The organism is Collinsella aerofaciens, assembly GCF_001405375.1.
Taxonomy (GTDB): Bacteria; Actinomycetota; Coriobacteriia; order Coriobacteriales; family Coriobacteriaceae; genus Collinsella; species Collinsella aerofaciens_F.
In genome coordinates, this window is sequence record NZ_CYYP01000005.1 from 1 (window position 1) to 15747 (window position 15747).

General features: G+C 59.1%; 12 protein-coding genes and 1 tRNA gene. 9 read left to right on the forward strand and 4 right to left on the reverse strand.

Features of this window, described 5'->3' with window-relative positions; translation table 11 throughout:
• Nucleotides 1–194 precede the first annotated feature (194 nt).
• The 3 genes from ARB25_RS03580 to ARB25_RS03590 all read left to right on the forward strand — a co-directional run bounded on the left by ARB25_RS03580 (nucleotide 195) and on the right by ARB25_RS03590 (nucleotide 3713).
• Nucleotides 195–968, forward strand: a complete 774-nt coding sequence (locus ARB25_RS03580; RefSeq protein WP_156327671.1) for a PTS mannose/fructose/sorbose/N-acetylgalactosamine transporter subunit IIC — start codon at nucleotides 195–197, stop codon at nucleotides 966–968.
• Nucleotides 968–1816, forward strand: coding sequence for a PTS system mannose/fructose/sorbose family transporter subunit IID (locus ARB25_RS03585; protein WP_055285868.1), 849 nt, complete (start codon nucleotides 968–970; stop codon nucleotides 1814–1816). The genes ARB25_RS03580 and ARB25_RS03585 overlap by 1 nt, the downstream gene beginning before the upstream one ends.
• A 430-nt stretch (nucleotides 1817–2246) precedes the next feature.
• On the forward strand, nucleotides 2247–3713 hold the full coding sequence (locus ARB25_RS03590; RefSeq protein WP_055285870.1) for an ATP-binding protein: 1467 nt from the start codon (nucleotides 2247–2249) through the stop codon (nucleotides 3711–3713).
• A gap of 100 nt (nucleotides 3714–3813) precedes the next feature.
• Here the strand turns inward: ARB25_RS03590 and ARB25_RS03595 are convergent, their stop codons facing one another.
• Nucleotides 3814–4305 carry a hypothetical protein gene (locus tag ARB25_RS03595; RefSeq protein ID WP_055285872.1) on the reverse strand — a complete coding sequence of 164 codons (492 nt, stop codon included), beginning with the start codon at nucleotides 4303–4305 and terminating at the stop codon, nucleotides 3814–3816.
• 215 nt (nucleotides 4306–4520) lie between these two features.
• Between ARB25_RS03595 and ARB25_RS03600 the strand changes: the two genes are divergently transcribed.
• Complete coding sequence (locus ARB25_RS03600; RefSeq protein ID WP_055285874.1) at nucleotides 4521–5603, forward strand: HNH endonuclease; 1083 nt, start codon at nucleotides 4521–4523, stop codon at nucleotides 5601–5603.
• A gap of 146 nt (nucleotides 5604–5749) precedes the next feature.
• On the forward strand, nucleotides 5750–6010 hold the full coding sequence (locus ARB25_RS10220; RefSeq protein WP_055285876.1) for a hypothetical protein: 261 nt from the start codon (nucleotides 5750–5752) through the stop codon (nucleotides 6008–6010).
• A 38-nt stretch (nucleotides 6011–6048) separates the two neighbouring features.
• Here ARB25_RS10220 and ARB25_RS03610 read toward each other — a convergent pair whose 3' ends face one another.
• Both ARB25_RS03610 and ARB25_RS03615 read right to left on the reverse strand, forming a co-directional pair.
• Nucleotides 6049–6735: a DUF5710 domain-containing protein gene (locus tag ARB25_RS03610; protein ID WP_055285878.1), complete on the reverse strand. Its 687-nt coding sequence runs from the start codon at nucleotides 6733–6735 to the stop codon at nucleotides 6049–6051.
• 226 nt (nucleotides 6736–6961) lie between these two features.
• A tRNA-Val gene (locus ARB25_RS03615) sits at nucleotides 6962–7036 on the reverse strand.
• Between the two features lie 289 nt (nucleotides 7037–7325).
• Between ARB25_RS03615 and ARB25_RS03620 the strand changes: the two genes are divergently transcribed.
• The 3 genes from ARB25_RS03620 to glmM all read left to right on the forward strand — a co-directional run bounded on the left by ARB25_RS03620 (nucleotide 7326) and on the right by glmM (nucleotide 12225).
• Complete coding sequence (locus ARB25_RS03620) at nucleotides 7326–8348, forward strand: DMT family transporter (RefSeq protein ID WP_172676314.1); 1023 nt, start codon at nucleotides 7326–7328, stop codon at nucleotides 8346–8348.
• Between the two features lie 149 nt (nucleotides 8349–8497).
• Nucleotides 8498–10810 carry a DUF4012 domain-containing protein gene (locus ARB25_RS03625; RefSeq protein WP_055285880.1) on the forward strand — a complete coding sequence of 771 codons (2313 nt, stop codon included), beginning with the start codon at nucleotides 8498–8500 and terminating at the stop codon, nucleotides 10808–10810.
• Between the two features lie 83 nt (nucleotides 10811–10893).
• On the forward strand, nucleotides 10894–12225 hold the full coding sequence (gene glmM / locus ARB25_RS03630; protein WP_055285882.1) for a phosphoglucosamine mutase: 1332 nt from the start codon (nucleotides 10894–10896) through the stop codon (nucleotides 12223–12225).
• Nucleotides 12226–12430: 205 nt separating this feature from the next.
• Here glmM and ARB25_RS03635 read toward each other — a convergent pair whose 3' ends face one another.
• Complete coding sequence (locus ARB25_RS03635; RefSeq protein WP_082421849.1) at nucleotides 12431–14005, reverse strand: carboxypeptidase M32; 1575 nt, start codon at nucleotides 14003–14005, stop codon at nucleotides 12431–12433.
• Nucleotides 14006–14509: 504 nt separating this feature from the next.
• Here ARB25_RS03635 and pheS point away from each other — a divergent pair.
• Nucleotides 14510–15586: a phenylalanine--tRNA ligase subunit alpha gene (pheS, locus tag ARB25_RS03640; protein WP_055285885.1), complete on the forward strand. Its 1077-nt coding sequence runs from the start codon at nucleotides 14510–14512 to the stop codon at nucleotides 15584–15586.
• Nucleotides 15587–15747 lie beyond the last annotated feature (161 nt).

A 15747-nucleotide genomic window follows, 5' to 3' on the forward strand; every position in this document is an offset into this window, starting at 1 on the left:
TCGTCTCCCCGATGGTCACCTACACCATCACCGAGCGCCTGAGCTGCCATCTCGAGCACGTCCGCAACCACCCGCTCACCACGCGTCGCTACTACCACCAGATGAACTACTAATCCTTTCAAATTGCTGCTGTTGCCTGCAGGCGAGCTGTTCTGAACGTCTCGCCTGCAGGCTTATTTCTGGGGTTAATCAGAATAGCTGCCCAGTACCTCCTAGTTGCACTGGTCGCATTTATTGCGTCCATGGACGAGCAATTATTTGGCATTACGATGCTTGGTCGTCCGCTGTTTACAAGCCTGTTTGTCGGCTTGATCCTTGGCGATGTCCAGCAGGGCGTTATCGTCGGCGCTGCTTTGGAGTCCATGTTCATGGGCGCCATCATGGTCGGCGCGGCGGTTCCTCCCGAGGTCTATGCCTCCGGCGTGCTTGGCTGCGCGTTTGCCGTCATTACGGGTACGGGCACGGCAACTGCCGTCGCGCTCGCCCTTCCCGTCTCCGTCTTCCTTCAGGTGTGGCGCAACTTCTGCTACGCCGTTCCGGGTGCCTTTGCCTGCAAGAAGATTGAGACCGCTCTGGCAAATCGCGATCTTGCCAAGGCGAACCTGTACCATCTGACCGCCGTGCCGCTGTCGATTGGCATTCCGTCTGCACTGCTGGTGTTTTGCTCGCTGTTCTTTGGTGCCGACCTCATCAACAATGCGCTCAACGCGATTCCGCAGTTTGTGATGGACGGCCTCAACGTTGCATCCGGCGTCATGGTCTGCATCGGCTTCGCACTTCTTATTAGGACCATGGGCGACAACAAGCTTCTTCCCTGGCTGTTCCTGGGATTCATTATGGTCATCTACCTCAAGATGGACGTTGTCGGTGTTGCCGCTGCCGCTATCTGCGTCGCGCTGCTCCTGGCCTTCCGCGAGGGCTCGGCCGGTCCGCAGGCGGTTGCCGAGGATGAAGAGGAGGACTTCTAATGGCTACCCAGAACACCGATCTCAAAGAGGCCAAGAAGGACGCGATTATGACTCCCGATATGTATCGGAGCATGTTCCTTCGCCAGTTTACGAGCCAGTGCTCGCAGTCGTACGACAAGATGATGGCAATGGGCTTCATGTACACCATTCAGAAGCCCCTGCGAAAGATCTATCCCAACGACGACGATTACTATGCGGCGCTCGATCGCCATACCGAGTTCTTTAACATCACGCCTCATGTGCTTCCGTTTGTAGCCGGCCTAACGGTTTCGATGGAAGAGCAGGCGGCTGCCGATAAGAACTTCGACACGTCCTCGATTAACGCCATGAAGGTCGGCCTCATGGGACCGCTTTCCGGCATCGGCGATTCGTTCTACTGGGGCACGTTCCGCGTGGTCGCCGCCGGCATCGGTATTGGCATCGCGTCGACGGGCAACCCGCTCGGCCCCATCGTGTACGCGCTCATCTACTCGGTGATTAACTTTGCAACGCGTATCGTCGCCGCCCATCTGGGATACGACCTGGGAACCAAGTTCCTGCAGCAGTCCGAAGAGAACAACCTTATGTCTCGCATGACGCATGCTGCCGGCGTTCTCGGAATGACCGTTATCGGCGCAATGATTGCGGCACAGGTCTCGCTGTCCACGGCTTTGACCTTTGATGTGGGTGGTTCGGAAATTGTCCTGCAGGATCTGTTCGATTCGATCTTCCCCGGCCTGCTGCCCTTGCTGGCAACGTTCGCTTGCGTTGCCCTCTATAAAAAGGGTGTCAAGACCATTTGGATTATTATTGGCATCTTCGCGATCTGCATCATCGGAACGGGCTTGGGAGTGTTTGCAGCGGCGTAATGTTGACTGCTATGCTCGCGCGTTGGATAACTAACTGACCGTTTGAAAACGGGGTTCGGCGTAAGACCGGCCCCGTTTTTTGTTTGAGGGATTTTCCGACCGTCCAATAATCCACGCTCGCCCATCACCCACGTATCTCTCATCTCTCATTCGTCACTAATATGAGAGATAGCTAAAAGACGAGAGATAAATATGAGAGATAACTGATCAGCAAAGAGACAAGCAATCATGGTATTGTCTCAATACTGATTGTTCTACCAGCAAAAACATGTTTAAATGAAACAAATGGCAGATATCTTATCTTTCATCTCTCACTTATCTCTAATATGAGAGATAGCAGAAAGATGAGAGATAATTACGAGAGATAACTGAGAGACGAAGGAAATCTATTCGCGGCATTCTCCGCCGGGCCGAGCGAAAGGACGTGCAGATGAACGAAAACGAGCTGACCGGTCTGCTCGAGTCTTTAAGGCGCATGGGCTCGGACGATCTTAACGTCGAGGTCAAGGAGAGCGCCACGACGCTTTCCCGCGACGTATGGGAAACGGTTAGTGCATTCGCGAATACTGCTGGCGGAATTATCGTGCTCGGCGTGAGCGAGCGCGCGGGCTTTGTCCCGGTTGAGAACTTTGAGACCGAGAAGGTGCTCAACCAATTCGTAGCGGGCATGGGCGATGCCGGCGGTCGCGGAAAACTGGCCAATCCGCCCAAATACACCATTGAGCGCGTGGAGCTCCAGGGCACCGTGGTTCTGGTCATCACGATTGAGGAGCTCGACCCGTCGAGCAAGCCTTGTTATGTCATAGAGCGGGGCGCTCAAGGTGGCAGCTACAAACGCATCGATGACAAAGATGTCCCGCTTTCGTCGACCGAGGTGCTCGCATTGGCGTCATACGGTCGAGCGACTCCGAGCGATCGCGACGCGGTGCCGGGTGCAGGTGCGGACGATCTCGACGAGACGTTGGTCGACCGCACAATAGATCGGGCTTTTTCGTTGACGCCCCGGGCAATGCGCGGCGCGTCGGATAAGCAAACGAAGTTGGAGCGCCTAAATATCCTTGATTCCCAGGGCAATGTCACCAAGGCTGGACTCCTAGTTGTGGGCACCTACCCTCAGCAGTTCTATCCCAAGCTCTTCATTGACGTGGCTGTCCATGCGGGAACTCAGAAGGGCATGGCGGGGTCGCTGAGATTCATGGACCGCACAATCTGTGAGGGAACGTTGGGCGAGATGATCTCGGATGCCGTCGCGGCCGTCGCCAAGAATTTGCGGCGAACCTCGACCGTCCAAGGCGTCTCGCGTGTCGACTCGCTTGAGATTCCTGAGGAGGTTCTGCGCGAGGCAATCGCCAACGCCGTAATCCATCGAGAATACGGGGATCGGTTCTGTGGACAATCGATTGCCGTCGACGTCTTTGACGATCGTGTCGAGGTGACGAATCCTGGCGGCCTTTACGGGGGAAAGACTCGCGAGAACTTGTTTGACGGCAGCTCCCGATGCCGTAACGCGACGCTTGTGAAGCTCATGTCGATTGTTCCGCTGCCGGATGGCGCAGGTTCGCCGGCTGAGGGCAATGGCTCGGGCATCCCGATGATGATCGATGCCATGCGCGCGCATGGTCTGGCCGAGCCCCTGTTCTGCCTGGGATTCGATCGGTTCAAGGTCGTACTTTACCGTTCAAAGATCGAGCCGGTCGATCATGGCGGGGGCTTAATTGTGACGGCGCTCAAACACTACGGCGAGCTGGGGACGCGCGAGCTGGCAGAGCACACAGGGCTCACAATTTCCCAGGTTAGGTCGCGCGTCAACGCGCTCATTGCTCAAGGCGAGCTTGAGCCCACGGCGCCGGCGACGAGCCGCAACCGCAAGTATCGACTGTCGGAGCGCGTGGGATAGATGCGTTAGTGGACGAGGCGACCCAATAATCGACCCTCGATTGGCGTCCATTAAGGTAAAGCGGTTGTTGCCCAGTCGACGGTGATGCTAAAGACTCGGCTTACGCCGGCATGGCCCCAAACCCGTCTATCAAGAACAGCCTAAGAACCAGCTTGATGACATTTCCCGGTTTGACTTCTGCCGCGTCAAAGACGTGGCGCTCGGCGAGCTCGCTGCAGTATGCATAGATGTTGCGGATAAGGTCCGCGCCCGAGAGCGTAAACATGTAGCCTGCGTCCGAAAGCGCATTGGGCGCGGCAGGCAACTTGGCCATGTGACAGAACGTTTGCAGGTCGGGCGCCATAACGTTCTGGTAGTCGAGGTGGCCGTTGGCATCCTGCGCGGCAAGCTCCAATTGGCGCACAAAATCCAGCGCCGCCGCTAACACAAAGCTCGGCGTAGGTGCATTGACGTCCTGAGTGGTCGCCACAAGCCTGCCAGCCGCCTGTGTGACAAGCCAAGCGACCTCGCGCTGGCAACGCACGGCCTTGCGCGTCACCGGCTTGATGGACGAAGAAGAAACGCTTCCCTTAGGCGGATTCGAAGCAGCCACAAGAACCTCCCATGAACGACCCGGCCCAACAAGCCCGGATGAAACACGTGCTACATCAGTATACAGGGAAGTGGGGTAGCGGGGTACAAGCGCGCCAGCGGCAAACCGAGAGCATCAACGATGTGCCGATCGCGGAATGAGATCTCGTAATAATTGACTCTCGGCCATATTATTGAGGGGCATGACTCGCGTTCGTATGGTTGTAGGTGCTGGCGATGAACGACATTGACCTTGCTGTTCCGTTGATGGATGGACCAAGCTATGACCGCGCCTGCAGTCTCGTGCCTTCCGAATACGTTGAGGCATGGGAGTGGTTTCTGGGTGAGGAACAGCGCGGCGGCGTTTGGACCAGCCTTCCGCACCACACCAAGGAAGATAGCCCTCAGTATCAGTATCGTTTGAGAATTGGCTCGGACTTCTTTCCCGTAACGCGGGATTCAGGGATCTTCTGGCCGGGCCAGGATCGGGTGAAGCAAGATCCCAATAAGATCTTTGCGCTTTCGGTCCATAACTCTAAAAAGAGCTTCTACACCGATGTGCCTCCGCTCTATTTGGACGATGGTACGTGGGTCATTAAGTACTCGGTTCAAGCGCCGGGTACCGTTGGTTTTCGAGACCAGAATTACAACCGTAAAATGCTCAACTGCATGGAATGTGGCGTTCCAGTCGGAGTCATATTTGCAACCGAGGTGGGCTACAAGGTGCTCGGCCTTGCGTTTGTTGAACGGTTCGAGCCCGAAAACGGATGGTTTATTCTGCACGGTCCTGTTCATAAAGGCGGACCGGACCCTCGTTTTGCGCCCGACATGAGCTATCTGAAGCACATGCCCGTCGATATTGAGTTTGCCGGACAGGGTACGACCGACGACGAAAAGGTCCGCTATGCGTTAAGGCGCGAGCGATTGGGGCAGCAATGGTTCCGCAAGCAGCTCGTTGCCGCCTATGATGGCCGTTGCGCGGTGTCGGACTGTGGCGTCAGCGAAGCTCTGGAGGCTGCACATATCGAGAATTACTCGGGACCCAAATCGCAGGTTGCCAGCAACGGCATTCTGCTTCGGCGCGACTTACATGCTTTATTCGATGCTCATCTGATTTCGTTTGAGCCTGTTTGCGGCGAATATCGGCTGTGCGGATCGTACCTGCTGGATAAGACCGACTACGCTTCCTTTGCGGGTACGACGCTAAGGCAGCCGAATGAGCGTCAGTGGCGACCCAATACGGTGTTTCTTGAGGCCCATCGCATTGAGTTCGATCGCTCGGAAAAGAAGCGTGAAAAGGCGGGGCTTCTGCCGTATTAGCGTTTTTGGCTTTGGCGGTCTTTTACGATCGTGTTGTTTGATCGGATCGCGTGGCGATGCAATCTCGCGCCCGCCCGCCGGTGCATGCTCTTCCTGATTTGGATAGCGAGAGGGGAGCGTGTGTGAGCTGGCGAGGCGATATTGCGATGGGGAAGTACGGAAAATTGCCGTGCGCCCTTATCGACAACAATATGTTTCCGGGCGTAGAAGTTGATTGCGGGTCGTTTGCTGTCGCCTGTCCTTGCTGCGGCTCGCAAATACCGTGTCTCGACATTCGGTTCATCGATGCGCGCGACAGGCTCAGCGACGAAGTGAGAAAACAGACAGGCGTTCATATGCCGGTGTATCCGGAGAAATGCCCTGTTTGTGGCCTCGATATCGTGTATGACGCCGGCGACGAGGGATAGGTGATGTGGAGGAGCTGGCTGTGAAGGCTTCTCCGTCTCTACAAATAAATCCCCTCACCGAGTTGCTTGTGGAACTCGGCGTGATGGTCGCGTGCCCAGGTAAAGAGCGCCTGGTCAAAGTCGGTACGCGTGGCCGGGACGCCAAAGACGCCGGCAACTTCGACGCGTATAAACTCCAGTGCCGGCAGCTTGTTGATGGCAGTGAGGGCAAACGGGGACGAGGGCTCCTCGAACAGATAGCGGCTGCTTTGCAGCGCGTCGCAACTGGTGCACGTGTTGCCGAGCGACGGGGCTTTGGAGGCTCGCGCGCCTACGGGCTTGTAGCCGCAGCGCTTATGAAGGTAGTCGCGGATCTCGCCCGGCACGCAGCCAAGAGCGGGCACGATGGCGAGTGCGTTGGCGTTGGCCGTGTCGATGGCAATGTGCCCGGCTTCGTTGGGCGCGTGCGCGATGGCGATGCTCTCGTCGTTATCGGCTCGATAGGGAATGCCGAAGGCCGCGACCGAGGTCTCTTTGTGACACTTCCAGCACTCGCGCTTGCCCAGTACTAGATATATATACGGCGCTGAGGGGTCGGATCGGTCAACACCGGGCAGCCACTCGGCAAAGGGCTCGGGGTTGACGCCGCTGGGTACATACCAGATCTTCTTGGTCCGGTCCCATTTGGCGCCCAGCGCCTTGGCTTCTTCTTTGTGCGAAAAGGGGACATCGAGCTCGGTGCGCATGGCGGCTCCTTGGTGCTGCAGGTGCAAGTGACTCAAGGATACCGCAGGGCGCAGACATCGCGGCGTTTTGCTGAGAAGTTGCGGTGCGGACTGATTGGTTATGCCGATGGATAGATCGGCAAGTAGATGGTCGGATTTTGGCTAGTTGGGCGGTTGGAGCTGCCAGCGGATTTGGCGACATAAAACAAAACAACCCAGAGGACATAGCCTCTGAGCTGCGAACATTTGGTGGGCGTTAGAAGATTTGAACTTCTGACCTCTTCCGTGTCAGGGAAGCGCTCTCCCCCTGAGCTAAACGCCCGATCAAGGGTGCGCAAGTGCGCAAGGGATAATATAACGGAGCCTGAACTCGGTGGCAAGAACATTTTTAAAAATCGCTTACATTGTGGAATTCGGGGGCTTTGTCGCATCCATTTCAAAAGAGCCTGCTGCCGCGATTTGGCTGTCGCATAATGCAAGGCCATTGCGGTATCGAGCTATGGAAAGACGCCTGCGGAATTGTCCTACCGATAAGCGGACAAGCCTCCAGCTGGTGACTTCGCCGTGGTAAGGTAAGCCGAATTGTTTCCAGGCTGTTTCGGGGGAGTGGAATGAGCAAAGAGTGTGTCGAGCAGGTCGAAGGCGCAGGGGCTTCGGTGCCGATGACCGATATATCGAACATTGATGTGCCCGAGGGCACCGACGAGCTCAGCCGCAACACCCGTCGCGCATGGCGCGACCGCCTGAACAGCGCTTCGACGCGCAAGATGATCACGGGCGTCTTGGCTACGCTGGTGGGCGGTTCGTTTTGGGGCTTCTCGGGCACCAGCGCGAGTTTTTTGTTCGATACCTACCATGTCGATACGCTGTGGCTTATGAGCGTGCGTCAGATTCTCGCCGGTCTACTCTTTATGGCCGTGGTCGTTACGCGCGACCGCGAGCGCCTGGTTAAGCTCTGGACCACACCTGCCGATCGAAGGCAGCTGCTGCTTTTTACCGCCTTTGGCCTGCTGTTTAACCAGTTTTGCTATCTTTCGGCCGTGCGCCTGACCAATGCCGGAACCGCAACGGTGCTTCAGTGTCTGCAATTGGTCATTATCATGGGCTACACCTGCGTGGTCGACCGCCGCATGCCGCGCGTGCGCGAGGCGGTCGGCATCGGCTTGGCCCTGGGCGGCACCTTTTTAATCGCTACCGGAGGTGATCCCACCAGCCTGAACATCTCGCCGCTCGGCTTGATCGCGGGCCTCATGTGTGCGGTCAGCGCCACCTGCATGGCAGTGATTCCCGCTAAGATTCTGCCCGAATACGGCAGCCCCATCGTCACGGGTTCGGCCATGCTCACGGCAGGCATCGTTTCGTGCGCCGTGGTTCAGCCCTGGGCGCATATGCCGGCACTTGACGCTGTCGGTATCGAGGCTCTCGCGGTGTTCGTGGTCATCGGTTCGTTTTTCGCCTACATGCTCTATATGCAGGGCGTTAAGGACATCGGTTCGGTGCGTGCAAGCCTTATCGGAACCGTGGAGCCGGTCTCGGCGACCATCACCAGCGCTGTTATGCTGGGCACGGTGTTTTTGCCGACCGACCTTATCGGCTTCGCCATGATCATCGTGATGATGTTCCTTACGGTGTAGCTGGCGCCGCCGCCAAGACAGATAAGGTGTTGTGCCACATTTTCGCCAATTGATATCCGTGTCTGGAATTTAGCTGTCGATGCTCAATATGCCATAAACTAATAGCGTTATGGACTTTTCTATTGCGACTCAATTGCGAGGATTTCTTTATGGCTGGTAATCACTTTAAGGGCAGCGATAGCGGCCGCCCTGCAGTTCCGCCGCGTCCGAACGGGGCTGGTAAGGCCGGCACGCCGGGCGGCGCTGGACAGGGCGGTTCCGGTAAGCGCGTGTCCCCGGGCGAGACGGCGATGTTTACCGCTCTGTACGAGCAGTCTCAAAAGGCAAAAAAGACCGGCCGTGCAAAAGGGAATGTCTTTGCGGGCGGTGCAACCTCCACGTCGCAGCCGAGCGGGGCTCCTTCGGTACCTGCGAACAACGCAGGTGCTGCCAACGCCGCGAATGCCGCCGGCAACGTTAATGCCGGCAAGGCCGACAACAATACTCCCTCTGCCGGTGGCGCGGGGCTTACGGGTAACCTTGGCACGATTTACACCGGCGCCTCCGAGACTGGTACGTTCGCCCGCCTGGATGATAGCGGTGCCGAGTTTGCGGGCTCGGGTTCCAAGGAAGATTATTACGATTTTGGCTTGAACTACGGTAGCGACGCTTCGTCGAGTTCGACCTCTGACGGTCTGGTCCGTCATCGCCATCGCAAGGGCGAGCGCAAAAAGCGTCACACCGGCGCCATTATTGCCGCTGTGGTCGCGGTGCTTCTCGTTGCGTTTGGCGCAAGCGGCTTTATGCTGCTTAACTCGGCAAAGACCGTAAAGAGTGAAGCGAAGGAGGCTGTCGAGATCGTCAGTGGCCTTAAGGACAAGGTCACGTCGGGAGATTTTTCGACGCTGCCTGACGACGCGAAGAAGATCGATGAGCTCTGCAACAGCATGAAGGCGGAGACCTCGAGCCCGCTGTGGACGGCGGCTTCGTTTATCCCGGTGTATGGCAGTGACATCAACGCAGCCCGCACCATGATTGATGCCCTGTCCGATGTCTCGAGCAACGCGCTGGTTCCCATGGCCGATAACCTTTCGCAGGCTACGCCCGGCAAGCTGTTCCAGGACGGCATGATTAACGTGTCTGCGCTGCAGGCGGTCGCCGATTCGCTTTCCAGCAGCTCGAAGGTGTTCAAGAGCGCCAACGAGAAGGTCCAGGGCATTGGCGATACTCATATTTCCCAGGTGACCGAGCTGGTCGATAAGGCCAAGGACGGCTTTGCCACCCTCAACGGTGCGGTCGACGCGGCGGAGAAGGTCGCCCCCGTCCTTCCCCAGATGCTCGGCGCCAACGGCCAGACGCGCAACTACCTTGTGTACGCCATGAACAACGTCGAGATTCGTGCCTGCGGCGGCTTTGGCGGTTCGCAGGGCCTGATTTCGGTCACCGACGGCCAGATGTCGATTGGCGAGTTTGTTCCCCGCATTGGACTCAGCGAGGATGAGGCAGTCGAGAGCGTCGACGAAGAGGATGAGGCGCTGTTCGGCAACCACAGCAACCTGTACAACTCGGGCAATACCTATTCGCCTGATTGGCCCCGCAACTCGCAGCGTGTCGCCGCGCTGTGGAAGTCCCAGTATGGACAGGATGTTGATGGCGTCATCGGTATCGACCCGGTGTTCCTGCAGTATCTGCTGGGCCTGGTCGGTAATGTCTCGCTGCCCGACGGAACGGTTGTCGACGGCACCAACGCCGCAAAGGTCCTCATGCACGATGTGTACTGGAACTATCCGGTCGAGGAGTCGGACGGCATCTTTGCATCCGTCGCCAGCGCTGCCTTTGACAAGATCCTTGGCGGTATCGGCGACGTCGATGTTGCGAACCTTGTCAGCGCCGTTGAGCGCGGTGCCGAAGAGGGCCGCCTGATCGCTTGGATGAGAAACGATGATGAGCAGAATGCCATCAAAGAGACGGGCATTGACGCTTCGCTGCCCGATCCGGATGATCCGAGTGCCGATCCCGTTGCCGGCGTTTACTTTAACAACCTGAGCTTCTCCAAGCTCGACTGGTATCTGAACGCCGATACGCAGATTGGTCAGGGCGTGAAGAACGGCGACGGCGCTTGCTCGTATCGCATCACCGTTACCCTGACGAACATCATGACGCAGGAGGAGGCAGGTAAGCTGCCCGACTACGTAGCGGCCAGTGCGCCTGGGACCTCGCGTGACGATGAGCGCTTGTATGTATCACTGTTTGCGCCGACAGGCGGCAGCATTACCGATCTAACCGTCGAGGGGACTCAGTTTGGACTGTTCGCTGCCACTTGGCACGGAGTTCCCTGCTATTCAGGAACCGTTGACCTGCATGCTGGCGAGACGACGACGATCACGTATACGCTGACCACGTCGGCCGAGGCGGGGGACAAGCCGCTTACGCTGCGTCAGACTCCTACATGCCAGGCGGCTCGCGACAGCGCGTCGGCGTAGGGTTTTTCTGGTAGTGCAGATAATCGAGTACCATTTTGGGGCGGACAGGCAATCTGTCCGCCCCTATTTTGTAAGGAGAGCGCATGAAGTACTTTGGCACCGACGGCTTTCGCGGTGAGGCCAACGTTGGGCTGACGGTAGAGCACGCTTATAAGATTGGCCGTTTTGTGGGCTGGTATTACGGCGCCAACCGCAGTGCTAAGGCGCGCGTTATCGTGGGCAAGGACACACGTCGCTCGAGTTATATGTTCGAGGCGGCGCTGGTGAGCGGTCTGGTCGCGAGCGGTGCGGACGCCTATATGCTGCACGTGATCCCGACGCCGGGCGTGGCACATCAGACCGTGGAGGGCTGCTTCGATTGCGGCATCATGATCAGCGCGAGCCACAACCCGTTTTGCGATAACGGCATTAAGCTCGTCAATAGCGACGGTTTTAAGATGGACGAGGACGTACTGGAGCTCATCGAGGACTACATCGATGGCAAGAGCGAAGTTCCGTTGGCCACGGGCAACCACATCGGTGCCACGGTGGACTACATGCAGGGCCGCAACCGCTACATTGCTTCGCTCATTGCAAGTGCGAACTTTTCGCTGCAGGGCGTCAAGATCGGTATCGACTGCGCCAACGGCTCGGCTTCCTCGGTGGCCAAGCCGGTGTTCGACGCGCTGGGCGCCGACGTGCGCGTGATCAATGCCGCGCCCGATGGCTTTAACATCAACGTCGATTGCGGCTCCACGCATATGGAGCGCCTGCAGCGCCATGTGGTGGAGCAGGGCCTGGACGTGGGTTTTGCCTACGATGGCGATGCCGACCGCTGCCTGGCCGTGGATGAGCGCGGTCGCGTGGTAGACGGCGACCAGATCCTGTACGTGTGCGGCGTGTATCTGAACAAACACGGTCGCCTTTCGGGCGGTACCGTGGTGCCGACGATTGCCAGCAACTTTGGCCTGATCAAGTCGTTGGAGCTTGCCGGTCTGAGCGCCGTGACCAGCGGCGTGGGCGACCGTCACGTGTATGCCAAGATGCGCGAGGGCGGCTACAGCCTGGGCGGCGAGCAGACGGGCCATACGATCTTTGGCGATATCGAGCGCACGGGCGACGGCATTATGACCTCGCTGCGCGTGATGGAAGTGATTCGCGCCGAGCGTGAGGCGCTCTCGCAGCTCACGGCTCCGTGCAAGCTGCTGCCGCAGGCGCAGGTGGCCGTGCACGTGGCGGACAAGGACGCCGCGCTCGAGAACATGGGCGTGCAGAACGCCATCGCCGAGGCCGAGGCGTCGCTGGCGGGCGAGGGCCGCGTGCTCGTACGCAAGAGCGGAACCGAGTCGGTTATCCGCGTGCTGGCCGAGGCGCCCGACCAAGCATCCGCCGATGCCGCCATGAAGCGCATCGCCAACGCGCTCGAGGCTCTTTAGTTACGCGGTTTTACCAAACCGCGTAACTGCTCGACGCTGCAAACGGCCCCAAGCGGCAATCTGACGTTCAATTTCAAGGGTGCGACCAGAAGGTCAGCGCCCTTTCATTTCACGTCACCTTGCTCGCTTAGGGTCGTTTTCGCTGACGTCGCCAAGACATCGGCGTCAACATGGTTGGCGGTGGCGATGGCGTGCTGGTCAATCCTTACAGTTGGTACAGCGTGGTGAACTTGTCCTGCAGGTAGCTGCAGTAGTAGCGGGCATCGAACGCCATGCCGCATGCGCCCTTGATGAGTTCCGGCGCGTCTTTGGCGCGGCCCCACTGCCAAATGTGCTCGCCCAGCCATGCGCGGACGGGTGTCAGGTCGCCGCTCGCACAGGCGCCGGTAAGGTCGACACCGTCGCGGCACATGGCCGGCACAAACATGGCGTCGTAGGCGCTGCCCAGCGCATAGGTGGGGAAGTAGCCAAACGAGCCACCGCTCCAGTGCGTATCCTGCAGGCAACCACGCGTGTCGTCGGGAACCGGAATGCCCAGGTACTCATTCATGAAGCGGTTCCAAAGCGCGGGGATGTCCTTGGCCGTGGCCTCGCCGGCAAACAGCATGCGCTCAATCTCGTAGCGCACCATAACGTGCAGCGGATAGGTGAGCTCGTCGGCCTCGGTGCGGATCAACGACGGCTGCGCGATGTTCACGGCGCGGTAGAGCGTGTCCTCGTCTACGTTGCCGTAGACCTCGGGCGCGTGGCGGCGCAGCACCTCGAGCAGCGGTCCCATAAAGGCACGGCTGCGGCCCACGGTGTTCTCAAAGAAGCGGCTCTGGCTCTCGTGGATGCCCATGGAGGTGCCGCCCTCCAGGCAGGTACGCGCATAGGCGGGATTGACGCCCAGCTCGTACATGGTGTGCCCCGCCTCGTGGATGATGCTGTAGACGTTGGAGATGCAATCGTCCTCGTAGATGTGTGTCGCGATGCGCGCGTCACCCACGGCAAAGCCCTCGCTAAACGGGTGCTCGGTAAAGGCAAGCGTGGTGTCGTCCAGGTTCAGGCCGACGAGCTTCATCAGGTCGAAGCTCATGGCGCGCTGGGCGGCCTCGGGCACGCGGGCGTGCAAAAAGTCGGCATCGGGCTGCTGGCCGCGCTCGCCGATGGCGTGCACGAGCGGCACGACCGCGGCCTTGACCTCCTCGCAAAACGCGTCGAAGCTCTCGGCAGAAAGGCCGCGCTCGTACTGGTCGAGCCAAACGTCGTATGGGTCGCGCTTGGGGTCCATGAGTTCGGCCTGATGCTTAAGTTGGGCGACGATTCTATCCACATAGGGCTCAAAGCTCGCCCAGTCGTTGGCCGTCTTGGCCTTGTGCCACACGGCGTCGGCCTCGCAGGTGAGCCTGGTCCAGGCTTCGGCCTCCTCGGTAGGAATAACGCTTGCCTCGCGCTGGTCGCGGCCGAGCACGCGGATCTCGTCGAGCAGCTGCGGGTCGTCGATTTTGCCGCCTGCAACCGTCTCGCGCGCTAACGAGCGTACGAGCTCAACGGACTTCTCGCTGGTCAGTAGCTTGTGATGTTCGCCGGCAAGCGTGCCCATGGCGTCGGCACGGGCGGCAGCGCCGTTGGCAGGAGCAATCGTCGCTCCATCGAACTCGGCAATCTTGAGCAGGTACTCGCGAGTCCACAGCTTGCCCTCGAGTTTGCGGAACTTTTTGACGGCCTTGTCGACCTTCATGCCTTTGGGCGTCTTGCCCGCTGCGGGCTTGGCCTTCTTATCGTACTTCTTTCCCATACCTATATCCTTGATCTCGCAGACCGGACGCCACGGGTGGGCGTGCGGCCAGTTTGCACAGCTACCTGTCTTGTACCCAGTGCGAACAAAACGGAACGCGGCGATATACTCGCAGAATGTGTTATCCTATAGCCCAATGCGTTGACGGAGAGGGTTTTGCCCGCCGCGTCGCCGGCAAGAGAGGGAAGGTCATGGGCTGCAAGCCTTCCTACGGTGGCAAGGGCCAAGCGTTCACTCCCGAGCAGCAACCTCAACGGGCGCGCGGCCAGCGGCAGCGAAGCCCCAGTAGGGAAGCCGTGAGCCTCGCGATAAGGGGCGCAGAGTGGGCACGGCGGGCCAGACATCCGCCGGGTCAAACAAGGTGGTACCGCGGAATTCAACCGTCCTTGGGCAATGCACATGCCCGAGGGCGGTTTTTTGTTACCGAACCGGGCCGCGTTTTCGCAGCGCCAAGCGGCATCGGTCGCCCCGGCAAGCGAATGCGCGAGAGACGAAAGGGAAGACATGAGTCTGATTGATGATCTGGTCAAACTCGAGGAAGAGGCCAAGGAGCTCGTTGCAGGCGCCGACGACGCCGCCAAGCTCGAGGCTGCGCGCGTTGAGCTGCTCGGCCGCAAGGGCCGCATCACCGGCCTGATGCGCATGATGGGCAAGCTCGCCCCCGAGGATCGTCCCGTGATGGGCAAGCGCGCCAACGAGATGCGCCAGCTGATCGAGGGCATGTTCGACGAGCGCACTACCGAGATGAAGGCCGCCGCCCTCAAGCACGCACTGGAGCACGACGCCGTCGACATCACGCTGCCGGGCATCCGTCCGCAGATCGGTCACCAGCACCTGATCAAGCAGATCATCGAGGAGGCCGAGGACATCTTCTGCGGCATCGGCTACACCGTCGAGTCCGGCCCCATGGTCGACACCTCCTACTACAACTTCACCGCGCTCAACGCCCCCATGGATCACCCGAGCCGCTCGGCCCGCGATACCTTCTACGTGGTCGACAACAACCCCGGCAGCGTCGCGCACCCCGAGGCACATGCTCACGGCGAGTCCGACGTGCTGCTGCGCACCCAGACCTCGGGCGTGCAGATCCACACTATGGAGTCGCAGAAGCCGCCCATCTATATGATTTGCCCGGGCACCGTCTATCGTCCCGACACGGCCGACGCCTGCCACCTGCCGCAGTTCAACCAGATCGAGGGCCTGGTCGTCGACGAGGGCATCACCTTTGGCGACCTTAAGGGCACGCTCGACTACTTTGTTAAGTGCATGTTTGGCGAGGATCGCAAGACGCGTTACCGCCCTCACTTCTTCCCCTTCACCGAGCCGAGCTGCGAGGTGGACGTGAGCTGCCACGTGTGCGGCGGCAAGGGCTGTAACTTCTGCAAGCACAGCGGCTGGATCGAGATCCTGGGCTGCGGTATGGTCGACCCCAACGTCCTGATCAACTGCGGCATCGACCCCGAGAAGTACACCGGCTTCGCCTTTGGCATTGGCGCCGAGCGTGTCGCGGCCCTGCGCTACGACCTGCCGGACCTCAGAACGCTCATGACGGGCGATATGCGCTTCTTGAATCAGTTCTAGGCTGCGGCTTGCCCAAGCACGGCACCTCGGCGCTCATTCGTCGCTTGCGTACCAAAGTACGCGGCGCTCCTCTTTCGGGCCGATCTGCCGCACTTGGACAACCCTCGCTTTGTAAGGAATGTTCACAAAGTTGAAGTTTCCACCTGCATCTCTTCGCAGGC

Excerpts from the sequence above, each read along its gene's own strand:
- pheS (WP_055285885.1), top strand. The coding sequence starts at position 14,510 with ATGAGTCTGATTGATGATCTGGTCAAACTCGAGGAAGAGGCCAAGGAG.
- ARB25_RS03635 (WP_082421849.1), bottom strand. The coding sequence starts at position 14,005 with ATGGGAAAGAAGTACGATAAGAAGGCCAAGCCCGCAGCGGGCAAGACG.
- ARB25_RS03590 (WP_055285870.1), top strand. The coding sequence starts at position 2,247 with ATGAACGAAAACGAGCTGACCGGTCTGCTCGAGTCTTTAAGGCGCATG.
- ARB25_RS03585 (WP_055285868.1), top strand. The coding sequence starts at position 968 with ATGGCTACCCAGAACACCGATCTCAAAGAGGCCAAGAAGGACGCGATT.
- ARB25_RS03610 (WP_055285878.1), bottom strand. The coding sequence starts at position 6,735 with ATGCGCACCGAGCTCGATGTCCCCTTTTCGCACAAAGAAGAAGCCAAG.
- ARB25_RS03625 (WP_055285880.1), top strand. The coding sequence starts at position 8,498 with ATGGCTGGTAATCACTTTAAGGGCAGCGATAGCGGCCGCCCTGCAGTT.
- ARB25_RS03620 (WP_172676314.1), top strand. The coding sequence starts at position 7,326 with ATGAGCAAAGAGTGTGTCGAGCAGGTCGAAGGCGCAGGGGCTTCGGTG.
- glmM (WP_055285882.1), top strand. The coding sequence starts at position 10,894 with ATGAAGTACTTTGGCACCGACGGCTTTCGCGGTGAGGCCAACGTTGGG.
- ARB25_RS03600 (WP_055285874.1), top strand. The coding sequence starts at position 4,521 with ATGAACGACATTGACCTTGCTGTTCCGTTGATGGATGGACCAAGCTAT.
- ARB25_RS10220 (WP_055285876.1), top strand. The coding sequence starts at position 5,750 with ATGGGGAAGTACGGAAAATTGCCGTGCGCCCTTATCGACAACAATATG.